Genomic DNA, 25,635 nt, shown 5'->3' with positions numbered 1-25,635 from the left:
CTAGTTTGCGTAAATTTTTATACTTAATATATTGTAATAGATTTTATTTTTCTTTATGCCTTATTATCACAATATAAGCAATGATATTCATGCATTCCAGATTCTGATTTGTAGAATTTTTTAACTAATGTCAATTCACTATTTGTAATACAGCGAGGATTTGAACAAGTCATATTTTTTGGAGCATTCATATCATTATTGTGGATTCTTGGAAGGCTCAGAGAAATTCCATTAGCATCTTTAGATTCATTCTCTTCTAAAGGTACTCTTACAAAATCTGTAGGCTCATAGCCATCAAGTTCATCTCCAAGAACAGAACTTTCCAACGCCATACGCATTAGCATTCCATTCTTTACTTGATCAAAGTATGCAGCTCTAGAATCGCAATCAACATCAACTGAAATCTCGTTAATTCGAGGAAGAGGATGCAAAACAGCAGTATTTGGCTTTGCTTTATTTAATTTTTCTTCAGTCAAAATATAAGTATCACGAAGTCGCAAGTATTGATCTCGATCAGTAAAACGCTCTTCTTGCACACGAGTCATATAAAGAACATCAAGTTCGCCGATTACTTTCATCAAGTCACGAGTTTCTTCATACGTGCAAGAAGGAGTATCTTTAATTCTGTCGATTACATATTGAGGAGTTTTAAGCTCATCTGGGCTAATAAGCACAAAATGAACGTTTCCAAAACGACAAAGAGTTTCAATAAGTGAGTGAACTGTGCGTCCATATGTTAAATCTCCACACAATCCAACTGTTAAATTATTTAATCTACCAAAACGCTCAAGAATCGTTGCTAAATCTGCAAGAGTTTGCGTAGGATGCATATGTCCGCCATCTCCTGCGTTAATAATAGGTGTATTAACAGCTTGCGTTGCAACGAAAGCTGCACCTTCTTTCGGGTGGCGCATTGCTACAACATCAACATAATTAGACACGACTTTCAAAGTGTCACTTACTGTTTCACCTTTACTAGCACTAGAAAGACCAGCACCAGCGAAGCCGATAACCTTACCCCCTAAACGCAACATTGCAGTTTCAAAACTCAAACGAGTTCGAGTACTAGGCTCATAAAAAAGAGTGGCTAACAATCTGCCATCGCAGGTGTGAGCCACTTCTTTACGGTGCGAATCAATGTATCGCGCTTTATCTAAAAGCATTCTAATTTGCGCAGTCGAAATATCATCCAACGTAACAACACTTTTACCACTTAAAGACTGAGAAATATTTGACTCAATTGGAAGAAAACAACCAGAATTTTCGGATTGGGCATCTGATGCAAGCAATTTAGCGGAAATTTTCACGGGCTTTCCTTTCTCTGTAGAAAGACGGCCACATATTGCGCGACCTTGTAGATTGTACAAGATTTACAAGACTACGACACAAAATACTTTCAATAAAGCGTTTAAACTAGCAACCATAAAATATTCTAGACATAGCTTCACGGCATTGACGCATTATTGCTAACAAATCATTTTCGAATACTCTACCTTGATTTGACTCATAACCAAGATAAGTTGCTATTCCACCAAGAGAATAAGAATCAGTTGGAATCACATCAGCTCTAGACATAGACCCAGACCATAAAAAGTTTGCATTGCGCACAGAAGAACACATATGCCAACAGCGACGAAAAATTTCAGCATCTTCTTTGCTTATTAAATTCTCATCTTCTAAAGCTTTCAAAGCTTTAATTGTTCCAACAACTCTTAAAGATTCAAATTTATGAGCATATTGCAATTGAAGTAGTTGAACAGTCCACTCAACATCACTTAATCCTCCACGACCAAGTTTAAGATGACGATCTCTACTAACACCTCTAGGTAAACGCTCAGCTTCCATACGTGCTTTAAGCCTACGAATTTCAGCTATTTGCGATTCATTAAGTGGATTCGTACAGTATCGCAAATCGTTTATTACTCCGTTAAGAAGTAAATCTGCTAAGTTTTTAGAACCTGCAGCAAAACGCGCTCGAAGTAGCGCTTGATTCTCCCAAATGCTAGCCCAATTACGATAATAATTTTCACAAGACTCTAAAGAGCGAACAATCGGCCCATCTTTTCCTTCAGGACGCAAGTCTAAATCAAGCATAATTTTTGGCTCAAGAGTAATAGAACCTTGCAAAATATTTCTTAAAATATCGACTGTAGTTTGAGCAAAGCTAAAAGCAAGATAGTCTGAATCAGAATCACCGTGAGCATAAGTTGGCTCATATACAACGATAATGTCTGCATCAGAACAGAAATTAACTTCTCTACCACCATAACGACCCATTGCAATAATAGCAATAGAAGATACAGGAGCATCTAATTTCATTTTTAAAGCTGCCTGATGCATAGACCATTTCAACGCTGCATCTAAAACAGCATCAAAAACATCACTCATAGCACTCATAGAAGTGTCATCATCAATTAAGCCACACATCCAAGAAATAGCCAAGCGCTCGATTTCTTGCCTACGCAAAGAGCGCAAAGATTGAGCAAAATCTTCAATATTTCCAGCGTATCTTGCAAGCATAGCGGCAGTTTGCATATCTAAACTAGCTCTATTTCTAGCAGACAACAAATCATCATCACCAAGCCACGTAATCGATTGCATTGATTGCATCATAGCGTCACCTAAATAACGAGAATCAGATAGAACATGACACAATCTTTTTGCAGCTGAAGGAGAATCACGCAAAAAGCCAAGATACATGTTTTTACCACCGAAACGCTCAGAAAGCCTTCTAAAAGCAAGTAATCCCATATCTGGATTCTGACCATCTCCAAGCCACTTCAAAACAGCAGGCAATAAAATCCTATGTATTTTAGCAGCTCTTGAAAGTCCTTCAGTAAGCGCTTTAACATGCAAACTAGCAGCTTTAGGATCCGCAAAACCAATTGAAGCAAATCTAGCTCTAGCAGCTTCAGCAGAAAGCACAATTGGATCAGAATCTGTTTGAGCGTTTATAGGCAACATTGGTCGATAATAAATATCTTTATGTAAATGACGAATTTCACGGCGTGCTTTATCGAAACGCTCAACTAACTCTTCAGGACGCAATCTCACAGCTCTGGAAAGCCTACGAATTTGCTCATTGCTATTTAACTTTTCAGTTGAAATATTTCGCGTGCGATCTAATCCACCATTGCCTTGAGGACCTAAATCTGGGAATAAATGAGTGCGATGCATACTCCACATTTGCTGCCGATGCTCAAGAACACGTTCAAAACGGTAATGTTCAGCTAAAGTTGAGGCTTGAGATCTTGAAACGTATCCTCCAATTGCTAACGCTTGCAAAGCAGAAAGAGTATCTCGAACACGCAATGACTTATCGTCACTTCCATGAACAAGCTGTAACATTTGCACAGTAAATTCAACATCTCTTAATCCACCTTTACCAAGCTTCATATCAAGATCGCGCTCCGATGCAGGAATAAGAGATTCTACGCGCTGACGCATATGTTGACAATCTGAAACAAAATGATCTCTACTAGAAGCATTCCAAATTAAAGGCTCAACCATATCACAATAAGATTTACCAAGCTCTAAATCGCCAGCAGACGGACGTGACTTCAGTAATGCTTGAAATTCCCAACTACTAGCCCACTTTTCATAATATTCTCTGTGAGATTCAAGAAGTCGCACAAGCGGACCATCTTTACCTTCAGGTCTAAGTGCTGTATCAATTTTCCACAAAGGCGGCTCACTAGATCCAAGAACTACAGACTGGCAGACTTTTTGCAGAACCATTGCGATTGAAGTACCAACACGAATAGCATAGTCTTTTTGATGATTTTCAACAGGAGCAACAACGTAAATTAAATCAATATCTGAAACATAGTTGATTTCTTGAGATCCAAGTTTTCCCATTGCAATAATCGCAAACTTGCAAGATGAAGATCCTTCTACTTGTCCTCTAGCAATAGCTAGCGCTGCTTCTAATACAGCATCAGCAGCATCAGAAAGTTTATGACTAATATCTGGCTGGACTTCTACACAATCAGCACTAGCTAAATCAGCAGACATGATTGCAGCTACATGTTCACGATATCTAGATCTTAAAGAAGAAACAGCTTGAGCAAATCCTAAAGAAGTCAATGGAATAGTTATCGAAGAATCATTATTTTCTGCTACTACTACAGTTGCACTATACGCTTGTATTGCGTTCAATAAATCTTTACAACGCTCTTGACGAGTCATATGAAGCAAGTGTTCAGGATCACTAGCAGCAGCTTTTATAAGATTAGGATGCGTTCTCATTAGCATCGCAAAAGCATTAGAAGCTCCAAGTACTTGTAATAGAGAAGTAAAATCATTAGATTGCAAATTGCGAGAAAATATGTCTTTTATAACATCTGGATAAATATTAGCTAGATCCCTCAAAGATAAAATCGCTGCATCCGGATCTTCAACTACGTTAAGACAATTAAATAATATTTCATAAGATATGCATTCGCATGATTTTAAAATTGATTCTATTGCATCTCTCGCTGAATCCGGTCGCAAAAATCCTGCTCTAATAAGACTTCTCGCGCTAATAAACGAATCCTGAGCAGAATCACTATTACCCATATAAGCAGAATCACTCAGAGAATCAGCAGATTTTCTTGCCACAATCTTCACAATCAACTAATTTTTACGTCTAGGATCATTATTGCTCAAAAACATATAAGGGAATTGACTTAGAAGCCAACTATGAATTGGAGGAATCTTTCCAACAAACATTCCAAAACACAACGCAAAAATCACGCATAATGTTGCAATTTTCATATTCAACATAAACAAAACTATTGCAAGCACAATGCAAACAACACTCAAAACTTGCTGAATAATATTTTGCATTTTAGTCATTTGTGACATTCTTAAAGGTATTCCAGCGAAATAAATTCCAATAACTAAAGATAATACAAAAACAATCACTGTTATAAGAATCTCTATTAGTGACATGACTGTTACCTTTCACGCACAGCAATAATATCTTTAGTTTAGCATTTAACTAGCATTACTATCATATGTTTTTAATATTGCTATTCTTTTTCTCATCTATTGATTCGCTATTCTTATGAAAACGAATCTTATGCGCATGCATCCTAATTTTGGGAGCGCTCACTTTAATAGCCTCAGTTCTTTTAACAGCGCCTAATAAAGTTAAATCAAATTTTACAGAAATAATTCGCATTAAAACAACAATAATCACAATAAAAGTATCTAAAATCATCTCTGTGGTAACATCAAACGCTCTAGAATGAGCAAACTTCCAAACAAAAACAGTTAATACACATCCAATTGCAGCAGGAAAAGCGTACCAATGTTTATCTCTTACAACAACAGGCACTTGATTAAGCATCATATCTCTGATTAAGCCTCCTGCTAATGCAGTAAACATGCCTAAAAATACAGATGCCATACCAGACATACCATAATCTAAAGCTTTAGCAGTACCATTAACAGCAAAAAGACCTAGAGCGAGCGCATCTAGAGTAAGCATAAACCATTTCCATTTTTCTATTTCAGGATGAGCAATTGCTACTATGACACCTGCTAATAGACCTGTTAAAACAAATCCGCGATCTGAAATACCAACTGGAGGAAGCGCGCCTAATAAAACATCGCGCACAATACCTCCGCCTAGAGCTGTAATCCAAGAAGTTGTAATAATGGCAAAAAGATCATATTTTTTGCGTATCGCCCACATTCCACCAACCATTCCGCAACATCCCATTGCCACATACTCAACAACAAGGAAAAAGATATTATCGCCTAATGCCCCTTCCACAAATTTCCTTTCGCAATAATTTTTTAGAAAACAAATATTATTAACTTAAATCTAATCGCAAACTTTCCACATCCAATTATGCTTATCTTCAACTTCTCCAAGTTGAATACCAAGTAATTCATCTCGCAATGATTTAGTTAATTCACCAATCTTTCCTCCAGAAACTTCAACTTCTCCATCTTCTGATTTAAATTTTCCGATTGGAGTTACAATAGCAGCAGTTCCGCAAGCAAATACTTCACTAACTTTTCCGCATCGAATATCATTTAGCAATCCATCTAAAGAAATCATGGTTTCAACTACTTCAAGACCACGATCTTTAGCAAGTTCAATAATTGAACGACGTGTCACTCCAGGCAAAATGTTTCCAGTTAAAGAAGGAGTTTTCAATATACCATCTTTATAAAGTACAAATACATTCATTCCGCCGAGTTCTTCCAAGTATGTTTTCGTAGCAGCATCAACGAAACATACCTGTTCACAACCATGCTCAATACCTTTATATTCTCCAAGCAATGATGCAGCATAATTACCACCACACTTAGCGAAACCTGTTCCTCCTGGACCGGTTCTAAACCATTGATTTTCAATCCAAATGCTTACAGGTTTCAAACCACCTTTGAAATATGGTCCAGATGGAGAAGCTATAACGCAATAATCAACTTCTTTAGCTTCTCTAACTCCTAAAAATGGTTCAGAAGCAAACATGAAAGGCCTTAGATAAAGCGTGTATTCCCTTCTTGAAGGAACCCAATTTCTATCTTTTCTAACTAAAGCTGCAACTGAACCAAGAAAATCGTCAATAGGAAGCCCTGGAAGATAAAGTCTGCGAGCTGAATTTTTGAATCTTTCAGCGTTTACATCAGGTCTAAACAGCCATATTGACCCATCTTTGCGCTTGTATGCTTTAAGACCTTCAAAACACTCTAATGCATAATGTAAAACAGCAGATCCTGGATCCATTTTCAAAGGAGCATATGGCTCAATTCGCCTGTCTGACCATCCTTCTCCTTTAGTCCAAGACATGTGAGCCATACTATCAGAAAAAACTTCTCCAAAAGAAGGCTTATCTATGAGTTCATTTCGCTTGGAATCGCTCACAAGATTATCATTATAAAGGACAGTAAATCTGCTTGCTAAATCGTCTAAATCACAAGCATTATAATGATTTTCTTGAGCCAATAATGAGTTTGCTTCTATCATTGAATCAGACATTTTCTCCTCTTTCGTTAAAGCTTTAAAGCACATGAATCCATTTCTAATAATTCTATAAATTATTGTGAAATTTACGAATACTCTTAACAATAAATTTAGACTTGCGTGAATTAATCATGCAAGCCTAAATTATTCTAAAAAGTATTTAGATTACTGTTATTAAATCACTTAGCGTCAGATGCTGTAGCATCAGATGCTGCAGGGGCAGAAGCCGGAGTTTCAGCTTCTTCACTTGTAGCAGCATCTTCAGGAACAGTAACGCTTACAACAGATTCTTCGCCGTCCATATCAAGCACAACGCCTTCAGGAAGCTTTACATCTTTAGCGAAAACTTTAGTTCCATCAGTTAATCCATCAACATTAACAACCAAGCGCTCTGGCAAATTAGCAACATCTGCGCGAACTTTAAGTTCCTGAACATCAACGAATGCAACAGCAGCACCCTTTGGAGTTCCTTCAACGAAGACTGGAACTTCAACATCAATCTTTTCTCCAGCTTTAACTTCATAGAAGTCAACGTGTTCAACGATGCGCTTTACAGGATTGCGCTGAACATCCTTAACAACAGCAATACGAGATTCATTGCCAAACTTAATTGTGAACAATGCATTTGCGTGACGCAAAGCTAAAGTTGTTTCCTTCATAGGAAGAGTAACATGTGTAGGTTCAGCTCCACCAGCATAGATACTAGCTGGAATCAGTTGAGCTACACGCAAACGGCGAGCAACACCCTTGCCGAATTCATTACGTACGCTGCCTTCAAGAGTAATTTTTGTAGCCATATCGGTCTCCTTATGGTCTGGTTATTATTCCAGCTTCAGGCGCACCGACGCGCCGAAAACCACCATAAGTTGGCTATCAGCCCAGTCGATAACGGAACTTGTTAAAACGCATACATTAAAAATACGCGCACTATTCCCTCGCCAAAGCAACTTTGTAAGTATAAACATAAGCTAAGACTAATTGTTTTATAAAATATAAAACAAAATATTGTAACAATTGACAATAGTACTTGAGCACTGGAGCTATTATCATAGTTATTAACAATACAAGCGCACAAAACAATGCGCTTACAGGGAGCCGTTTTCGGCATGATGAAGGAGCAGACGTGTCCGTCCTTAATAAACTCCAACAACAGGCATACGATCTAGCGAGAAAAGCACTCAGAATCGGAAGTAATTTTGCACATCCTGTCAGCGATGACCGTGCTGGAGGTCCAGACTATCCAGAATTACACAACACATCAGAATCTAATGGCAACCCACTTCTTCCACGCGTTGATGAATGGGGTCCAGATATGCCAACTACAACAATGTTAGATCCTGAAACAGGCTTATTAACTACATGCACTCAAGGAAATCCACCTCTTGACGAAGGCACAAGCATATATGATTTGTATGCAAATAGAGCTTCAAGAATGGGAGATGAACCACTTTACACTTATAAAAATTCAGATCAATGGGTTACTAAAACAGCGAATGAGTTTCTTTCAGAAGTAAGAAAAGCTGCTAAAGGTTTAATCCATTATGGATTACAAAAAGGTGATTCTGTTTCTCTAATGTGCAAAACATCATACGAGTGGGATGTTATTGACGCAGCTGTTATGGCATGTGGAGGTGTGTTAGCTACTATTTACGACACTGACTCTCCTGAACAAATTCGAAATATTGTAAACAACTCAGATTCCAGATTCCTTATTGTTGGAACTACGGAAATGAGAGATAAAGCAGATGGCGCTATTGAGGACTGCCCTACTCTTGAAAGAATTATTTGCGTTGAAACAGGAGGATTAGCAGAACTTCAAGCTTTTGATTATTCTGTTAGCGATGAAGAGCTTGACGAGCGCATAGATTCCGTAAAAAAGACTGACTTGTGCTCTATTGTTTACACTTCAGGATCTACTGCAGCTCCTAAAGGCGTGGAAATGACGCATGAAAACTATTGCACTACAGCATTGAATTTGCCAACATATTTACCTGAACTGTTAAGCGAACCAAACGGATCTGTGTTGTTGTTCTTACCACAAGCACACTCATTCGCTCGAGCAATCAATTACATAGTTGTTGCAAGTAATTTGCGAATCTATATTGCTCAAGGTATTTCAACTCTTATATCTGATTTACAAATTGCAAAACCAACTGTAATGATTGTAGTTCCTAGAGTTCTAGAAAAAGTTTATAACGCTGCATCTCAAAAAGCTGGTCATGGCGTAAAAGGACTTGCATTCCAAGGAGCTGTTGTTACAGCTCAACAATATATGAAAGAAGTTGCGAAGTACGGTAGTGCTAAAGCTCTTACTAAAGCAAGACGCGCAGCATATGATCCTATGGTCTACTACCCTCTTCGTCAAGCTTTAGGCGGGCGCGCTCGCTGGATTGTTGCAGGCGGAGCACCACTAGATCCAGAACTTCTTTCATTCTTTAGAGGAGCAGGAGTACCTGTATATGAAGGATATGGATTAACAGAAACAACAGCTCCATGCGCATTTAGCCCTCTAGGAGTGCCTTTTAGAGAAGGCTCAGTCGGAATCGCATTCCCTGGATTTACTTTGAGAATCGCAAATGATGGAGAAATTCAGATTAAAGGCGCATGCGTATTTAAGTGCTACCACAAGAACGCTGAAGCAACTGAAACATCTTTCACGCAAGACGGATGGTATGCTACAGGCGATCTCGGAAGAATTGATAATGAAGGTTTCCTTTACATTACAGGGCGAAAAAAGGATTTGATTATTACAGCAGGCGGAAAGAATGTTGCTCCAAGTCCTATTGAAGAAATAATTAAGCGTTGCGAAATCGTTTCTCAAGCTTTAGTACTTGGAGATAAACGTCCATTTATTTCAGCATTAGTTACTTTAGATGAAGAAACATTGCGTAGATGGCTTAAAAATAAGGGTCTTGATGCAACTATGAGCATGGAAGACGCGTCAAATAACGCTGTTGTAAGAGCTGAAGTACAAAAGTTTATAGATCTAGCTAATGAAGGTGTTTCTAGAGCTGAATCTGTGCGTAAATTCATTATTTTGCCAGAAGAATTCACTCAAGAAAATGGTTTATTAACAGCATCTATGAAAATAATTCGCCCTCGTGTTATTAAAAGATATTCAACTCTTCTTAACACAAAGATGTATACTTCTCGTAAAAAATAAATATTAACATTTTCTAATACAAAATAGAGGAGCAAATAAGTTATTTATCTGCTCCTCTATTTATTTGCAAAACACTTTATTTTGCAAAACACTTAGAATCCGAGTCGCTCAAGTTTCTTCGGATCGCTCTGCCAACCTTTAGCAACTTTAACATGCAACTCAAGAACAGCTTTAAAACCTGTAATACGATTAACAGCTGTACGTAAACGCTTCTTAACGCGCACTAAATGCTCAGCACGATGACCTATAATAATCGGTTTTTGTGAATCACGTTCAACATATACAGATACGAGTATGTGAGCTTTAGAATCATTGTATTTAGTTTCTAAATCTTCTCCTGGATACACAATATCGTCAACAACTACAGCCAACGAATGAGGCAACTCGTCATCTAACTCTTCAAGAAAAGCTCCACGAATCAATTCTGAAATCATCTCTGAAGGACTTTCTTCGCTAAGCTGATCTTCAGGATACATTTGTGGACCTTCTGGAAGATTATCAATCAAAACTTTTTTAACTTCATCTACATTGTCATTTTCAATAGCGCTCACAGGAACAATATCTGTAAAATCAGCAAATTCTTGAACTTTTATTAGATGAGAAACGAGCTTACTACGATCCAAAGTATCAATTTTCGTAACTATACCTATAACAGGGATTTTCCACGACCATTTAAGAGAATCATCTTTTTTCGCAAAATCAGCACGTAGACGACTTAAAATTCTTCTATCTCCAGGTCCAATCTCTTGATCTGCAGGAAGTAAAAATGCAATAACATCAACATCTGAAAGTGATTCATCTACAATATCATTCAAACGCTGACCTAAAAGCGTGCGAGGTCTATGAATACCAGGGGTATCAACTATTACCATTTGAGCATTTTGTGTAGTTACAATTCCGCGAATTGCTTTACGAGTAGTTTCAGGTCTAGATGAAGAAATTGCAATATGAGTACCAATTAAAGCGTTCATAAGAGTAGATTTACCAACGTTTGGGCGCCCAACTACTGCCACAAATCCTGAACGATATCCATGAAAATCATTATTAGAAATAGTTACATGAGTAGAAGAATCAAGATTAGAGAACATATCATCGTCATCAATAATACTATTATCAGATTCATCTAAATCATCACTAATAAAATCATTTGAATCATTTGAATCAAATGAAGTTAAATCAGTTGTTTCATTAGACTTTTTATCGTCTAAATAATTTTCATTATTCATATAATCATCTTTCACACTATACATCTAATACACCTTACATAAATACTTAACTTAAGTTAATAGACACATTACTTAAATACATTACTTAAACACTTAACTTATACACAAACTATTACTTATTTACAGTTTTATCAAAACTATTACTTATTTACAGTTTATATCGTTTTATCTTCACTATTATCTTGTTCTTCGTTAGTTTCTTGCAAACCTTGAACATCGCGTTCAACTAGGATAGTAGACACTTTTTTACGCCTGCCTGCAGAATCAACAGCAGTTAATTTAAGACCCCTAGTTACTGCGCTTGAGCCAACAATAGGCACATTCCCAAGCAATTTAGTAAGCAATCCAAAAACTGTATCAACATCATCTTCATCAATATGAACTTCAAACAAATCTTCTAAATCTGCAATAGGAGTACGAGCAGGCATACGCCACACACCATCGCTTACTTCAACAGGATCAGCTTTTTGAGTGCGATCATGCTCATCTTCTAACTCACCAACAATTTGTTCAATAGCGTCTTCAATTGTAACTAAACCAGCGATACCGCCATACTCATCTACTACGACAGCTACGTGTTGACGGATACGTTGCATCTCATGGAACAAATCATCAACAGGCTTAGATTCAGGAACAAACATTGGTTCACGAATAATAGTAGAAACAGGTCTTAATGAAGCAGCGTGATTAAATACTGTAGCACGCACAGCATCTTTCAAATATGCAATCCCTACTAAATCATCCACAGAATCGCCGATAACAGGAACTCTAGAAAATCCTGAGCGAGAACATAATTTAAGGAAGTTTTCCAAAGTTTCATCACTTTTTACACAAATCATATCCGTACGAGGAACCATGATTTCGCGAGTTAAAGTATCTGAAAGAGTCAGAACATTCCTCATCATTTCTGAAACTTCTGGATCAAAATCATTTGCTTCAACTAGCCGATCGATACTTGCTTTAGCTTGATCTCTCTGTATGTCTTCTAATGCTTCATCTTCTGAAAGATCCGTATGTTTTTTTCGCGAAATATCTACATCATTGGTAATTCGAACAAATGGATTTAATGCAATCGCAATAGAAACAATACGAGATAATCGTATAAGCTTTGCAACAGGCTGAGCTGCTCCAACAGTTCTAGGACTTACAAATAAAGATACGATAGCAACTAATATTGATGCAATAACACCTAGCAGAACAGTAAGCCATAATGGAGAATCAAAAACACTAGCAAGGGACGCAATCAATACTCCATCTAAAACATTACAAAAAATTCTTACAAAAACACATGCACTAGATGCAGCATAGCGATCTGAAATTAAACGCTTTACTCTGTGTATTCTCGCAATTTTACGCATACGAACAATAGCACTAATTTCATCTTCATTAGTTTGAATTTCAATCACCATATTGTTCAAACTTGCACGAGTTACTCGCGGTATTGCACCCTCTGCAGCAGCCATTGAAAGTGAAAGCCACACTAATAAAACAGCTATTACAACACAAGTAAAAACTATTATCCACATATTCATAGATAGCGTAGGAAAAGCATGGAATGTAAGATTTTTCAATATGCTCATAACTGTTATCATCGCCTAGATTAAGTAAATTATTTTATTATTATATTTTATTTTAAGCTTTAAGTATTTTATTGATTTATTTAAATCCTAGTAAATCGGACGAAAAACAAAAAATTCGAAAAATCAAAAAATCAAAAAGCGCTTATTATATCTTATTATCTTTTACTATCCCTTATTATTGCTTATTATCTCTTACTATCTTTTGCATGCTCAAGCTCGTATCGTTCTAACTCATTTACAACGCCATCTGGAAGAGTAGCATCATAAAGTTCTCCAGAACGAGCAGCAAAAAAAGTCAGCAATAATTGACGTTGCAATCCAAACATTTGCTTTTCTTCATCAGGCGTAGTGTGATCATATCCAAGTAGATGAAGTATTCCATGAATAGTTAATAGCAACATTTCTTCCATAGTGCTATGACTTGAAGCTAAAGCTTGTTGCTGTGCAACCCAAGGGCATATCACTAAATCACCAAGCATCCCTTCAGATACTTTATCATCACTTCCAGGAGTCAACTCGTCCATAGGAAAACTCATAACATCTGTTGGACCTTCTAAGTTCATCCATCTTTCATGCAAACTTGCAATAGGCTCAGGATCTACGAAAGTAATTGACAAATCAGATTGAGTACTTACTTTCATTTTTTGTAAAACCCACATGCCTAAATCTGAGAAAATCTTAGAATCAATATTCCATACAGTTTCATTCATTACATCAACGCTCATAATAATTTACTATCCTCTCAAAAGTAGCAAAATATATCTTTGCAACAAACGACTCATTAGATTCCTAAAAATAATTTTAGATTCTTTTAGATCCCTTTAGATTCTTGTAATTCGCTTGATTCTTTAACTTCTTTAAGTTCTTGAGATTTCTGACGTAGCTCAATCTTCTTACGCTCTAAAATAGAATCATAACGATCATAAGCTTCCACAATTCTTCCAACTAAAGCATTACGAACAACATCTTCTGAACGTAAATGTACAAAAGAAATATCTTTCACACTATTCAAAATTCGTTCAATTGAAAGCAAACCAGACTTAGGCACAGCTAAATCAACTTGCGTAATATCTCCAGTAATTACCATCGTAGTATTAAAACCAAGACGAGTAAGAAACATTTTCAACTGTTGAACAGTGGCATTTTGTGCTTCATCTAAAATCACAAAAGCATCGTTTAACGTACGCCCACGCATATAAGCAAGAGGAGCAACTTCTACAACATTCTCATCAAGATAACGCTTCAATTGAGTAGCACCTAACATATCCGAAAGAGCATCATAAAGAGGTCTTAAATATGGATCAACTTTATCGTTAAGAGTACCAGGCAAAAACCCTAAACTCTCACCTGCTTCTACAGCAGGCCTAGTGAGAACAATTCTACGAACACGCCCATCTTCTAATGCTCTAACAGCTTTAGCTACAGCCAAATACGTTTTACCAGTTCCAGCAGGGCCAATACCAAAAGTTACAATACTAGAATCCATTGCTTGAATATAAGCCATTTGACCTTGAGTTTTAGCTCGCACAGGATAGCCGCTTGCAAAAGTGATTACACCTTTAGACATTCTAGCTTTGCGATTCAAAGATTTCCTAGTTGAGTCACGATCAGAATCAAATAAATCACTTTTTATGTAAGAAAACTCGTTTCTTAAAGATGGCACAAAAGAATTATCTAAAACACCACCATTATGACCAATATGAGCCAAACCAACATTATGCTCAGAATTTTTAAGTATATCTCTCTCAAGCATACGCTTAACAGAATAAGCATCCATTGGACGCTCATACGCAGCATCAATCATTCGCTGTATAGCATACTCAGCTTTTGAAGCATCTTCTTCAAAAGCTGCTTGGCGAGAAACAATTTTCACACTTTTACCATGTACACTAATATCTAATTTAGCAAAAGCATGTTCAACTTCTCTTAAACCAGCGTCAGCAACACCAAGAACAGCAACAGAACTTAATTCATCAGGAATTTGCACTATTCGCGTTGTAGTATGTACCACGATTTACAAACTACCTTCTACAAGTTTTTCACCAGTCAACACATGTGCATGAACATGGAAAACAGTCTGACCAGCAGCTAGACCAGTGTTAAACACAAGACGATACTGTCCATTAAAAGCATCGTTTGCAATATTTTGAGCTACTTCAACAATATGCGCCAAAGTTGAAGAATCATTATTTGCAAGCTGAAAAACATTCTCATAATGTTTGCGAGGAACAATCAAAACATGCACTTTAGCTTGAGGATTTATATCTTTAAAAGCCACAACACAATCATCCTCATACACTCTAGTACTTGGAATTTCTCCAGAAATAATCTTACAAAAAATGCAATCATTGTCATTATTGCATACCGAATCGCTCATAACTCTCCCCTATAGATTATTTTCATATAACAAATACTTAATAATTATGCTATTAGCACACTTCTTACTATTTTACACAAAAACATGCCATTTACTCATATCTTCCTAATGCATAAGAAAGCAGAGATAAAGCTACTGGACCAGCAGTAGATGCGCGCAAAATATTAGATCCCAATACGCAAGTTTTAGCACCAGCGTCAACAAAACTATTCACTTCATCATCACTTATTCCGCCTTCAGGACCAACCAGCACATAAACTGAGCGCTCGCGACCATCACAAAGACAACGTTCTGTAAGAGAATTAACATATGACTCTATTTTATTCCATGAGCAAGTTGCATCTTGATGTAAAACAACAACTAAATTACCGTAAACGCAAGCTCTTCTACATATTGACAAAATATTCTTACTAGAAACACAATCTTTAAGTTCAGGGATCCAAGCTCTTCTAGATTGTTCGCTAGCAGATTGTAGTACTTTACTCCAACGCTTGCCACTTCGACCTTGCTTCCACTTTGCAATAGATCTATCTGCACACCATGGAATTATTTCATCAACACCAATTTGAGTAGCCATATCTATTGCTTGCTCATCAGATCCGCTTTTAGCTAGTGCTTGTACAAGAACTAAACGAGTACTTGTACGAGGCTGGCGCAAAAAAGAATTAACACGAACTAAACCATTTTCTTCATCCGTAACAGTAGCACGAATTCGCAAGCCTTTACCATCTGAAAGTTGCAAATCATCACCAACACTCAATCTCATAGCGCTAATAGCATGACGTTTTATGCGATCAGGCAACTTCAAAGTCCAACCTTCTTCAATGCCATTTGCAAGCATAGGTGCATCATCGTGATCAATATCTAATAAAAATAAAGCGTCAGTCATAGTTCAAGCCTAACCTGAGGAGCAGCCAAGGATTTATTCTGTGCAACGATTGTGGCAAACTAGAAATAGAATAAGGAAGGATATTAGATGTGCAAAGAGTACAATCGCAAAACTATTCAAAGCGAAGATAATAATGCTTTGGTACTTACTTTGCGCGTATCTCGTTTTACACCTATAACATCTAATTTCGAAAATCAAGAACATGTAAAACAAGAGTTTTCAAATACACAATCCACAAATAAAGTACATAAACGAAAACATAAGGAAAACCCATTCGCAAAAACAAAGCACAATAATCCTTTTTCAAAATTAGATGAGTCTGAAAATAAGAAGCTTCAAGGAAAACATTGGATTCAAGACTACACTATTTGTGCTCATGAAAATGATACGATTTTAGATTGTCTTCTTGAAATTAAACGTACTTTAGATCCAACTCTAGCTTTCAGATACTCATGCGGTCATGGAGTATGCGGTTCAGATGCTGCAAACGTAAACGGAATGCCAACGTTATTATGCACTGCAACAATTAGAGAACATGCTAGAAACACAATTGAAAGCTCAACAATTAAATCTCATGGATTTAGAAAAACAGGATCTAAAACTAATAACTCAACTAATGACTTAGATAACACTAACTCAACCACTAACTCAACTACTAACAAAAATACTTATTTCAAGGATGCACATAATAATTTTGGAATTATTGAACTTTCACCACTTTCTGGATTTACAGTTCAAAGAGATTTAATATGCGATATCACACCAATGATCTCTCAAATAAAACGCTTAGAACCTTACTTACAAGCAAATAATATAGGAAATCTTAACATTCTTGAGTTTTTGCAAAATCCTCAAGAACTTCAAAAATTTGAGCTTTTAAGTAATTGCATTTTATGTGGAGCATGCGAAGGAGTTTGCCCTATATATGCAAGCGGAGAAGCATTCATTGGACCAGCTGCTTTAGTTAACGCTGCACGATTTATTTACGATTCGAGAGATAATGCTGGAAAACATCGATTGGATTTAATAAATAGCGCAGACGGAATAAGTGCATGCCAATCAGTAAGAGCATGCTCAAAACAATGCCCTAGAGGAATCGATATAGGCGAAGAAATTTGGCAATTAACTACACTCGCAAACGAAAAATCTTAAAAATCAAATATCAACTAACATTCTCGCATCTGTAATAGTTATAAGCGATAACAAAAGGCTCAAAGTTAAATACTCAACTTAAAATAATCTAAGCTCTACATGCTATACGTACTGCTTGTAAAGGATCATCTGTAATAGCAAAAAGATTAGGATCAATAGAAGAAATCAAACCTCTTTGCATAACATTATTTTGTAACCAATCTGTAAGTCCCTTCCAATATGAACTACCAAACAACACTACTGGAACACTAGCTACTTTGTGAGTTTGAACAAGAGTTAAAGCTTCAAACATCTCATCCATAGTTCCAAATCCGCCAGGGCAAACAATAATCCCAGAAGAATACTTCATAAACATTGTTTTACGCACAAAGAAATAACGAAATTGCATACCAAGATTTACCCACTTGTTAAGACCTTGCTCATGAGGAAGTTCAATACCAAGCCCAACTGAAGTTCCACCAGCCTCGTTAGCTCCACGATTCGCTGCTTCCATAATTCCAGGTCCACCACCTGTAATAACAGCAAAGCCACGCTTTACAATTTCTTCGCCCATAATACGTGCAGCATTATATTCCGGCTCATCTTCCTTAATACGAGCAGAACCAAATACGCTTACAGCAGAACCTAACTTAGAAAGCGCGTCAAAACCATCAACAAATTCTGCTTGTATACGCAGAACTCGCCAAGGGTCTTCGCAACGCAAACAAGATTCGTCATTAGCTTGAAAATTCGAATCGTGCTTTAACAATGTTTCAGTACTACTTTCACTAGGAATCATTGGACCTTTTAACACAGATGCACCTCTATAATACGCTTTATCCATTTGCTCAACATCATGAGATTTTTTAGCTATCAAAAAATTCACTCCTTAAAACAACAAGCTAAAACATTACTTTTTAACTTCATTACTTCGCAACTTCATTATTTCTCGAAACTTCATTTTTAGCGCCAGAATTATTATCTTTTGAATTTTTTAAGCTCCTCTTATGCATTGCCTTTGATTGCGCAGAAAGTAAGTATCCAGAAACTCCAGCAGCAATAAGAGAAGCAACCAATACTCCAAATCTCGCTTCTCCAGAAAGGTCAGCATCACTATAAGCTAAGGATGCTATTAACAAAGATACAGTAAATCCAATTCCACATGCACAAGCAGTAGGCAATAAATCGAATACTCGTAACTTATCTGGAACTTTCAATCCAATAAAGCTTTTAGCAACCCAAGCTGTAAGCATAATGCCAAGAGGCTTACCAATAACTAAAGCAATCGTGATTGCAATAACAATAGGAGAAATAAACAATTCTAATGTAAAAGTTTCAAAATGAACGCCAGTTGCAAAAAGCGCAAACACAGGCAAAGCAAATAATGAAGAAAGAGGCTGAATTTTCTCACGATATCTTTCAGCGCGCAAAGTTTTTTCACCATGTACTAGATGAGCAGGAGTAAACAATCCAACCATAACACCAGCTAGAGTTGGATGAACTCCAGCTTGATACATCATAATCCATGCAAAAATACCAACTATCGCAACAAGCGGCCAAGGTACTCTTTTCAATCGAACTAGCATTGTCCAAAGCAATCCGCAAACAAGCACGCCAACAAACCAATACCAATCATTCAATGAAGAGAAGAAAAGCGCAATTAAAGCAATACCAAGCAAATCATCAACTGTAGCTAGAGTCATTAAAAACGCTCTTAAGGATTTAGGCAAATATGCAGCAAATAACGCTAATACAGCTAAAGAAAATGCTATATCGGTTGCTGTAGGAATAGCCCATCCATCGCGCACCATTTCCAGAGAAGGCAACGCTCCGGAAGTCAAGCGCATAATTTCTTGACCTGCATGAAATTCAGAAAAAAGTGTAACTGTTCCTACAAATAATATTGGAGGCATAATCATACCACCAACTGCACAAATCATAGGCATAGCTGCAGCTCTAGGATCTGAAAGAGAGCCAGCTACTAATTCATGCTTTAAATCAAGTCCTACAGTAAGAAAGAAAATAGTAAGAACACCATCTTGCACCCAATGGCCAATAGACATGGAAATATTAGTGTAAGGTATGCCAATTTGAGTATGAGAAACAGATTCAAATATAGTTGACGTAAAAGGCAAATTAGCAAGCAATAATCCAGCTAAAGCAAAACCAAGCATAATCAAGCCAGATATTCGCTCATTATTAGCTATATTGCGAGCTTTTAGCAAACTGCGCCGTATCATATCGTAAATATTTCCTCCACAAAACCATTATGCAAAAAGCAATATGGGAAACACTTTAATTTTGCATTATTTAGTATAACTTAGAGGGATAAACAGAGCGAGTTGAAATAAAGGTTATTCGGGCTATTCCCCAAAATGAGAATTGAAATAAGAATTGAAATAAGAATAAAAAAAGACGCAGTCAAAATCTACGTCTAACGCGTGCGCCAGACAGGATTCGAACCTGCAACCTTCTGATCCGTAGTCAGATGCTCTAATCCGTTGGGCTACTGGCGCATATTACCGAACTCAAACACATTGTTCTCGTTTCCGGCAACTTAACTAATATACAACTTATAAGATAAAAACACAAACTTCGGCGTGTCGGCAAAGCTTGTGTTTTTATATGTATATTTTCTAGATTTCTTCTACTTATATTATTTTACAAATTCTGCTGCGTATAAGTTTTATCTCTATGCTTCAGAACTTGGTCAACAATTCCATATTCCTTTGCTTGAGGTGCAGTCAAAATAGTATCTACCTCAATATCTTTGCGAATACGCTCAACATCTTGACCAGTATGTTTAGCAAGAGTATTTTCCAACCATTCACGCAATCTAAGCATTTCTTTAGCTTGAAGCTCAATTTCAGTTGCTTTACCAAAATCTTGTCCCATAGCTGGTTGATGAATCAAAACTCTAGCATTAGGTAAAATCATGCGCTTGCCTGCAGTACCTGCAGCGAGCAAGATTGCAGCAGCAGAAGCAGCCTGGCCTAAGCACACAGTTTGAACATCAGGATTTATATATTGCATAGTGTCGTAAATAGCAGTCATAGCAGTCATAGATCCACCAGGAGAATTTATGTACATCATAATGTCACGATTAGGATCCATGCTTTCTAGCACAAGCAATTGAGCCATGATATCATCGGCAGACGTATCGTCAACCTGAACACCCATGAAAATTATTCGATCATCAAAAAGCTTAGTATACGGATCTTGCGTTTTCATTCCATAAGGAGTTTGCTCACCAAATTGAGGCAAAACATAACGGTTATTAAAACGCTGAGCAGAAGAAATACCCTCATAACCAGCTAAACGCTGAGCGCGATACACAAACTTTGCTTCTTCACTTGCCATAATATTTACTCCTCACCTCGCATTGAAGCTGGTGTGGTTACAATCTTATCTACGAAACCATATTCCAAAGCTTGTTGTGCATTAAACCAATGATCATATTCATTGTCACGGTAAATTTCCTCTACAGTATGACCAGTTTGCTTAGCTGTGAGTTCAGAAAGTGTTTTCTTCATATCCATAATCAATTCAGCATTGATTCTAACATCAGTAGCAGTTCCACCAACTCCACCAGAAGGCTGATGCATAAGAACACGAGCATGCGATGTAATAAAACGTTTACCAGGCGTTCCAGAACTTAACAAGAACTGTCCCATAGAAGCAGCCATGCCAACAGCAATAGTTGCAACATCTGGCTCAATAAGCTGCATTGTGTCGTAAATAGCCATACCAGCAGTGATAGAACCACCTGGAGAATTTATGTAAAGCCAAATATCTTTCTTAGGATCTTGCGCAGCAAGCATAAGCATTTGAGCGCATATGATATTAGCATTCTCATCTTTAACTTCAGAGCCAAGCCAAATAATGCGATCCTTTAACAATCGATTAAAAATCGAATCTGTTTGGGCTGGCGCTTCATCCTGTTGCATAACAGTAGAAGACGTAAACAGATTATTCACTTTATCTCCTTACATTTGTCAATTGTTTCTACATTATCGTGTGCGCGTGACTGTATAGAAAATATTGCGGATATGAAATCAGCGAAATATTCCACACTGAATTTCTACATACAATACAAATAATTATTTAACTATTATATAGATTTAGCATGAAATATTTAGTATATTTTTTTATGACTGTAAATTCACTCATAGAGGAGAAGTCATGGATTCTAGCAACTTGCAAAACAACAATTATCCTCAATATGCAGAACAAAATAACAGCGATAATAGCAATATCTACACTAATAGTTCAAGCAATACAAGCAACGCTAACAATACCGACAACGCAAGCAACACTGACAATACTGACAATACAAACAACACTAACACTTACAACGCAAGCAACTTGAATCCAACAAACACTTATCAGAGCAATACTTACCAAAATAACGCTTACCAAAATAGTGGATATCAAAACAGCGGATACACGAATAACACTTATACGAATAACAGTTATCAAAACAATAACTATATGAATAACGGATATCAAAACAACGGATATCAAAACAATAACTATATGAATAATAGTTATCAAAACAACAGATATCCAAACAGCACGAATCCAACAAACACTTACCAAAACGGCGCTTATACGAATAACACTTATCAAAACAACACTTATGCAAACAATAGTTACCAAAACAATAACTATATGAATAACGGATATCAAAACAACGGATATCAAAACAATAATAATCCAATAAGCACTTATATAAACCGAGATAATCTAATAAGAACATATAAAAACGTTATTCAACGAACAACAAGTTTAGTAAATGCGATACTAATAGATAAACATAAAAAAATGATTGCTTTAATTGTCGCTTCTGTTTTAGCTCTAACGCTTATTGGAAGCGCAATCGCAAAAACTTTTAAGCCACATTACAATTGCTCTGCAGAAAAAAGCGCAAATATTGAAGAATATTTTCATTGTCACCCATCAAGCTTTGAAAAGAGGGGTGACGATGACGTATCCGCAACATTTGACGCTAAAGGAGATGACCTAAATATAACTATTAAATTCACAGAGCGTGTACCTGACTATGGAATTTCAAAGACTCAAGCTGAGTTTTCTGACAGACTATTACTAACAAATATGTTTCCAGAAGTTGAAGAAGCTAAAAATAAAGTCATTTCCCCAATACATTTACACTATACTTTCTTAAATAATGATGACAGTGTTATTTTTAAAGATGACTTTATCGATAACTAAATAATAAGCAAATATGCGCTTTTGCTACTCGTTGAATAAACAAATATCAAAGGCGCATATTTTTATTTTCGAAGAGTTTTGCGAACAGAAACGTTATACTTCTAGAAACAGCACAAGCTACAGCCATAGGAACAATCACAATAAGCGAAACGTTTACTAATTGAGCTACAAGCAAAAGCGCAAACCATAATGACTTTCTACTAGCAGTCAATAAGCTTGCAGCACCAAAAATAGCAGCCAAAATCAATGCATTAGGCTGACTTAATACTAAGCTAGAAATAAATGGAAGTTTCATGCTTACAATGCCTACAATCAGCCCAATACAAGCTCCAGTTGAAATACTCGGCTGCAGAATGCCTCCAGAAGCACCGGCTCGCAAAACAAGCAAAGTAGCAGCCATTTTCATTATTGCAAGAATCAGCAAAATAATCATAATATTCGAGAAAGCTAAAAAATGCGGAGAACTAGACACAGAAAATGCAAGTTGGCAAAGTGATCTACCATTTCCCATGATATGTGGAAACCAGCAAGCTGCAATACCAATAGTTAAGCCGGCTATTGGCATAAAACACAACATTTTTATGCCACGCAAAGCATGAGTACGACACCAAATAATACACAAGCGAAAAACGTAACCAACTAAACCGCACACTAAACCTACAACAGCAGCCAAAACGCAAATTTGCCAAGAAATATCGCACGAAAATTGAGAAATATTGTAGTATCTAGAATGATGCATTAAAAATTCAGCAACAAAAGCAGCAACGTAATTCATAGAAAGCGCAAAAGGCAAGCAATACAAACGATCAGAGCGCAAAATATGCTTAATTACATTAGCTACTACAGAACCATTTTCACGATTTAGCCATGCGTAAAAACCAAAACCTTGAGTTTTACTAAGTAATCCTAAAGCAAGCACGCTTCCAGCTAAAGGAGCGTGATACACTGCAGCCAAACCAGCGCCAGCAGCAGATGCAATAAGTACGCGCTGAGTTTTAGAAGATATATGAAAAACACTGCTGTAACGCTGAGCAATAAGCGCAGCTAATTCTCTAGGAGCTACTTCCCTGCCTATTGAAATTCCAGAACCAACAATTCCGATTTGCAACAAAACATGCGCAATAGTAGAAAAAATTGGCATAACACTTCCGAAAACAGCTTGAGGGATTGTGACAATACGAGGAGGATTTTCTCTTTTGCGAAGAAAATACCAAGATACGCCAGCAATAGTCATCGAAATTGTGCAAGATAGCACGTAACGATACCAAGGAAGAGATGAAAATACAGTATTTTTAGCAGATTCGATTGATCCAAAAGCAATGTATTGTACTGCATAAAGAATGAATGTAAGAAGAGTCGCACCTAAACCAGTGAGAATGCCAATAAAAATAACAGATAAAGCTAAGAAAGCAAAATTTAAAAACTTAAAAAGCACTGTTCTACTATTGCAACTGCGATTCTTCACATTAGTTTTGATAGTACTTTTCATTATTTATACTTTCACTAAATTATATGAGATCAAATTGAAGATCATATTTACATGAGATTACATTACAAATATACGAAAACGAATATATAAATAAATAAATAAAGATAAGAGTTATAGGCAAAACAAAAATAAAATAAATAAAAATAAATAGACCCAGCAGAAAATAATTCCGCTAGGTCTTACTTAAAAACAGTTACTTTTAAGTAACGTAGAACTTAGTTACTTCTACTTAGAAAGCTCATCAGCTACTTCAGCTGCAGCAGAAGCAGCTTTAACACTCTCTTCTTCAGAAGTACCATCATCTTCAGTAAGGAAAGCACTCAAATCGATCGTTTCACCATTAGAAACGAACTTTACTGCACGCATACCAGCGATTAACGCCTTAGAGCGAGCAACTTCTTGAACAGCTGAACCGAGCTGACCATTGCGCACAATCGCGCTAATGAACTGACTTGGATCCATACCATACTGCTGTGCAACTGAAATAAGGAAATTAGTGACATCAGCTTGCGAAACTGATACATCTAGTTTCTCAGCTAAAGCATCTAACACCATCTGATCACGAAGTTCTTTTTCGGCAGCCTTTTCAGCTTCTTCTTTCTGATCCTTAGTAGCTTTCTCAGGATCTGGAGTCATACCCTTAAGATGCTCAGCAACAGCCTTTTCTTTTACGCCCTTTGGTACAGGAATTTCAACTTCTTCCTGAATCTTAGCAATAAAAGCATCACGAGCAATAGTTGCTTGACGACCTTCATTAGACTGTTCGCAAGCCTTACGTACATCTTCTTTAAGCTCATCTAAAGTATCAAACTCAGAAGCTTCTTTAGCGAAATCATCGTCAAGTTCTGGCAATTCCTGTGTCTTTACAGAATTAACTTTAACCTTAACTTGAGCTTTTTCGCCTTCATGCTTGCTGTTCTTGTACTGATCGGTTTCAAAAATAGCTTCTTCGCCAGCAGAAAGACCTTCCAAAGCTTCATCCATTTCATTAAGAATACGATGAGTTCCAACCTCAATGCTTTCACCTTCACTACTCGCTACTACTTCATCTCCGAATGAAGAAGTGTAGTCAATATTGGCAAAATCACCCTTCTTAATTGGACGATCGACACCAACAAGAGTTGCGAAACGATGACGCAATGCTTCAAGACGAGCATTTACATCTTCATCAGTTACTTCAGGCTTTTCTACTTCGATATCTACACCATCAAACTTATTAAGTTTGAACTCTGGGCGACGCTCAACAGTAGCAACGAACTTTAACTTTTCTTCGCCAGTAGCTGATTCAGGCACTTCTTGCACTTCAAACTCTGGCTGATCCATAGGACTGATCTTCTTTTCTTCCAAAGCTTGAGAATAAAGCTCTGGAACAGCAGAATTCACAGCTTCACCGGCAACAGCTGCGAAGCCTACGCGCTGATCTACAATCTTTCCAGGTACATGACCTTTACGGAAACCAGGCACGTTGATTTGCTTGGCGATTTCCTTACGGGCCTTATCTAAGTAAGGCTTGAATTCTTCGAGTTCTACGGTAATGGTGAGCTTAACTTTAGTTGGCTCAAGATTCCTGACGCTGATTTTCAC

General features: G+C 37.0%; 21 protein-coding genes and 1 tRNA gene. 3 read left to right on the top strand and 19 right to left on the bottom strand.

The genetic code is table 11. From position 1 onward, the window contains the following. Positions 1-53: 53 nt before the first annotated feature. The 6 genes from pyrB to Q0X59_RS00085 all read right to left on the bottom strand — a co-directional run bounded on the left by pyrB (position 54) and on the right by Q0X59_RS00085 (position 7,761). A complete protein-coding gene (gene pyrB, locus Q0X59_RS00110; RefSeq protein WP_075523457.1) occupies positions 54-1,241 on the bottom strand; it encodes an aspartate carbamoyltransferase in 1,188 nt (395 codons plus the stop codon). A 172-nt stretch (positions 1,242-1,413) separates the two neighbouring features. After that, positions 1,414-4,560 (bottom strand): bifunctional [glutamine synthetase] adenylyltransferase/[glutamine synthetase]-adenylyl-L-tyrosine phosphorylase, encoded by a 3,147-nt coding sequence (locus Q0X59_RS00105; RefSeq protein ID WP_297642498.1) that lies wholly within the window; start codon positions 4,558-4,560, stop codon positions 1,414-1,416. A gap of 57 nt (positions 4,561-4,617) precedes the next feature. After that, entirely contained in the window at positions 4,618-4,935 is a 318-nt protein-coding gene (locus Q0X59_RS00100; RefSeq protein ID WP_103043076.1) for a hypothetical protein, read from the bottom strand. A gap of 61 nt (positions 4,936-4,996) precedes the next feature. Further along, positions 4,997-5,764 carry a TRIC cation channel family protein gene (locus Q0X59_RS00095; protein ID WP_103043077.1) on the bottom strand — a complete coding sequence of 256 codons (768 nt, stop codon included), beginning with the start codon at positions 5,762-5,764 and terminating at the stop codon, positions 4,997-4,999. Positions 5,765-5,815: 51 nt separating this feature from the next. Next, entirely contained in the window at positions 5,816-6,979 is a 1,164-nt protein-coding gene (locus Q0X59_RS00090; protein ID WP_196489632.1) for a branched-chain amino acid aminotransferase, read from the bottom strand. A 164-nt stretch (positions 6,980-7,143) separates the two neighbouring features. Then, a complete protein-coding gene (locus Q0X59_RS00085; RefSeq protein ID WP_103043078.1) occupies positions 7,144-7,761 on the bottom strand; it encodes a 50S ribosomal protein L25/general stress protein Ctc in 618 nt (205 codons plus the stop codon). A 326-nt stretch (positions 7,762-8,087) separates the two neighbouring features. Here Q0X59_RS00085 and Q0X59_RS00080 point away from each other — a divergent pair, with 326 nt between their 5' ends. Continuing rightward, positions 8,088-10,127, top strand: coding sequence for an AMP-dependent synthetase/ligase (locus tag Q0X59_RS00080; protein ID WP_297642327.1), 2,040 nt, complete (start codon positions 8,088-8,090; stop codon positions 10,125-10,127). 92 nt (positions 10,128-10,219) lie between these two features. Here Q0X59_RS00080 and era read toward each other — a convergent pair whose 3' ends face one another. The 6 genes from era to Q0X59_RS00050 all read right to left on the bottom strand — a co-directional run bounded on the left by era (position 10,220) and on the right by Q0X59_RS00050 (position 16,199). Continuing rightward, positions 10,220-11,215, bottom strand: a complete 996-nt coding sequence (era, locus tag Q0X59_RS00075) for a GTPase Era (protein ID WP_297642496.1) — start codon at positions 11,213-11,215, stop codon at positions 10,220-10,222. A gap of 293 nt (positions 11,216-11,508) precedes the next feature. Further along, positions 11,509-12,885, bottom strand: coding sequence for a hemolysin family protein (locus Q0X59_RS00070; RefSeq protein ID WP_297642495.1), 1,377 nt, complete (start codon positions 12,883-12,885; stop codon positions 11,509-11,511). 233 nt (positions 12,886-13,118) lie between these two features. Further along, positions 13,119-13,658 (bottom strand): rRNA maturation RNase YbeY, encoded by a 540-nt coding sequence (gene ybeY, locus Q0X59_RS00065; RefSeq protein WP_075523355.1) that lies wholly within the window; start codon positions 13,656-13,658, stop codon positions 13,119-13,121. 86 nt (positions 13,659-13,744) lie between these two features. Continuing rightward, on the bottom strand, positions 13,745-14,944 hold the full coding sequence (locus Q0X59_RS00060; protein WP_297642324.1) for a PhoH family protein: 1,200 nt from the start codon (positions 14,942-14,944) through the stop codon (positions 13,745-13,747). A 3-nt stretch (positions 14,945-14,947) separates the two neighbouring features. Continuing rightward, complete coding sequence (locus tag Q0X59_RS00055) at positions 14,948-15,310, bottom strand: histidine triad nucleotide-binding protein (protein ID WP_297642322.1); 363 nt, start codon at positions 15,308-15,310, stop codon at positions 14,948-14,950. 91 nt (positions 15,311-15,401) lie between these two features. Further along, positions 15,402-16,199 (bottom strand): 16S rRNA (uracil(1498)-N(3))-methyltransferase, encoded by a 798-nt coding sequence (locus Q0X59_RS00050; protein WP_297642320.1) that lies wholly within the window; start codon positions 16,197-16,199, stop codon positions 15,402-15,404. Between the two features lie 87 nt (positions 16,200-16,286). On the opposite strand from Q0X59_RS00050, the gene Q0X59_RS00045 reads away from it, so the two are divergent. Next, complete coding sequence (locus tag Q0X59_RS00045) at positions 16,287-17,351, top strand: 2Fe-2S iron-sulfur cluster-binding protein (protein ID WP_297642318.1); 1,065 nt, start codon at positions 16,287-16,289, stop codon at positions 17,349-17,351. An 88-nt stretch (positions 17,352-17,439) separates the two neighbouring features. On the opposite strand, the gene Q0X59_RS00040 is transcribed toward Q0X59_RS00045, so the two are convergent. From Q0X59_RS00040 to Q0X59_RS00020, 5 genes are all read right to left on the bottom strand, one after another. Next, on the bottom strand, positions 17,440-18,174 hold the full coding sequence (locus Q0X59_RS00040) for a TIGR00730 family Rossman fold protein (RefSeq protein WP_297642493.1): 735 nt from the start codon (positions 18,172-18,174) through the stop codon (positions 17,440-17,442). 82 nt (positions 18,175-18,256) lie between these two features. After that, on the bottom strand, positions 18,257-19,570 hold the full coding sequence (locus Q0X59_RS00035) for a Na+/H+ antiporter NhaA (RefSeq protein ID WP_297642316.1): 1,314 nt from the start codon (positions 19,568-19,570) through the stop codon (positions 18,257-18,259). Positions 19,571-19,772: 202 nt separating this feature from the next. After that, positions 19,773-19,846: transfer RNA gene (locus tag Q0X59_RS00030), tRNA-Arg, on the bottom strand. A gap of 145 nt (positions 19,847-19,991) precedes the next feature. Then, complete coding sequence (locus Q0X59_RS00025) at positions 19,992-20,690, bottom strand: ATP-dependent Clp protease proteolytic subunit (RefSeq protein WP_075523362.1); 699 nt, start codon at positions 20,688-20,690, stop codon at positions 19,992-19,994. Positions 20,691-20,695: 5 nt separating this feature from the next. Further along, positions 20,696-21,307: an ATP-dependent Clp protease proteolytic subunit gene (locus Q0X59_RS00020; RefSeq protein ID WP_103043086.1), complete on the bottom strand. Its 612-nt coding sequence runs from the start codon at positions 21,305-21,307 to the stop codon at positions 20,696-20,698. Positions 21,308-21,512: 205 nt separating this feature from the next. Between Q0X59_RS00020 and Q0X59_RS00015 the strand changes: the two genes are divergently transcribed. Then, the gene (locus Q0X59_RS00015) at positions 21,513-22,562 is read left to right on the top strand and encodes a hypothetical protein (RefSeq protein ID WP_297642313.1); all 1,050 of its coding nucleotides are present in this window, start codon (positions 21,513-21,515) and stop codon (positions 22,560-22,562) included. Between the two features lie 46 nt (positions 22,563-22,608). Here Q0X59_RS00015 and Q0X59_RS00010 read toward each other — a convergent pair whose 3' ends face one another. Further along, positions 22,609-24,051 (bottom strand): chloride channel protein, encoded by a 1,443-nt coding sequence (locus tag Q0X59_RS00010; protein ID WP_075523363.1) that lies wholly within the window; start codon positions 24,049-24,051, stop codon positions 22,609-22,611. Between the two features lie 225 nt (positions 24,052-24,276). Beyond that, a partial coding sequence (gene tig / locus Q0X59_RS00005; RefSeq protein ID WP_297642309.1) for a trigger factor occupies positions 24,277-25,635 on the bottom strand: 1,359 nt, incomplete at its 5' end.

The organism is uncultured Gardnerella sp. (genome assembly GCF_947280595.1).
Taxonomy (GTDB): Bacteria; Actinomycetota; Actinomycetes; order Actinomycetales; family Bifidobacteriaceae; genus Bifidobacterium; species Bifidobacterium vaginale_A.
Note: the sequence above shows the minus strand (reverse complement) of the source record. Positions and strands in the feature narration are given on the sequence as shown.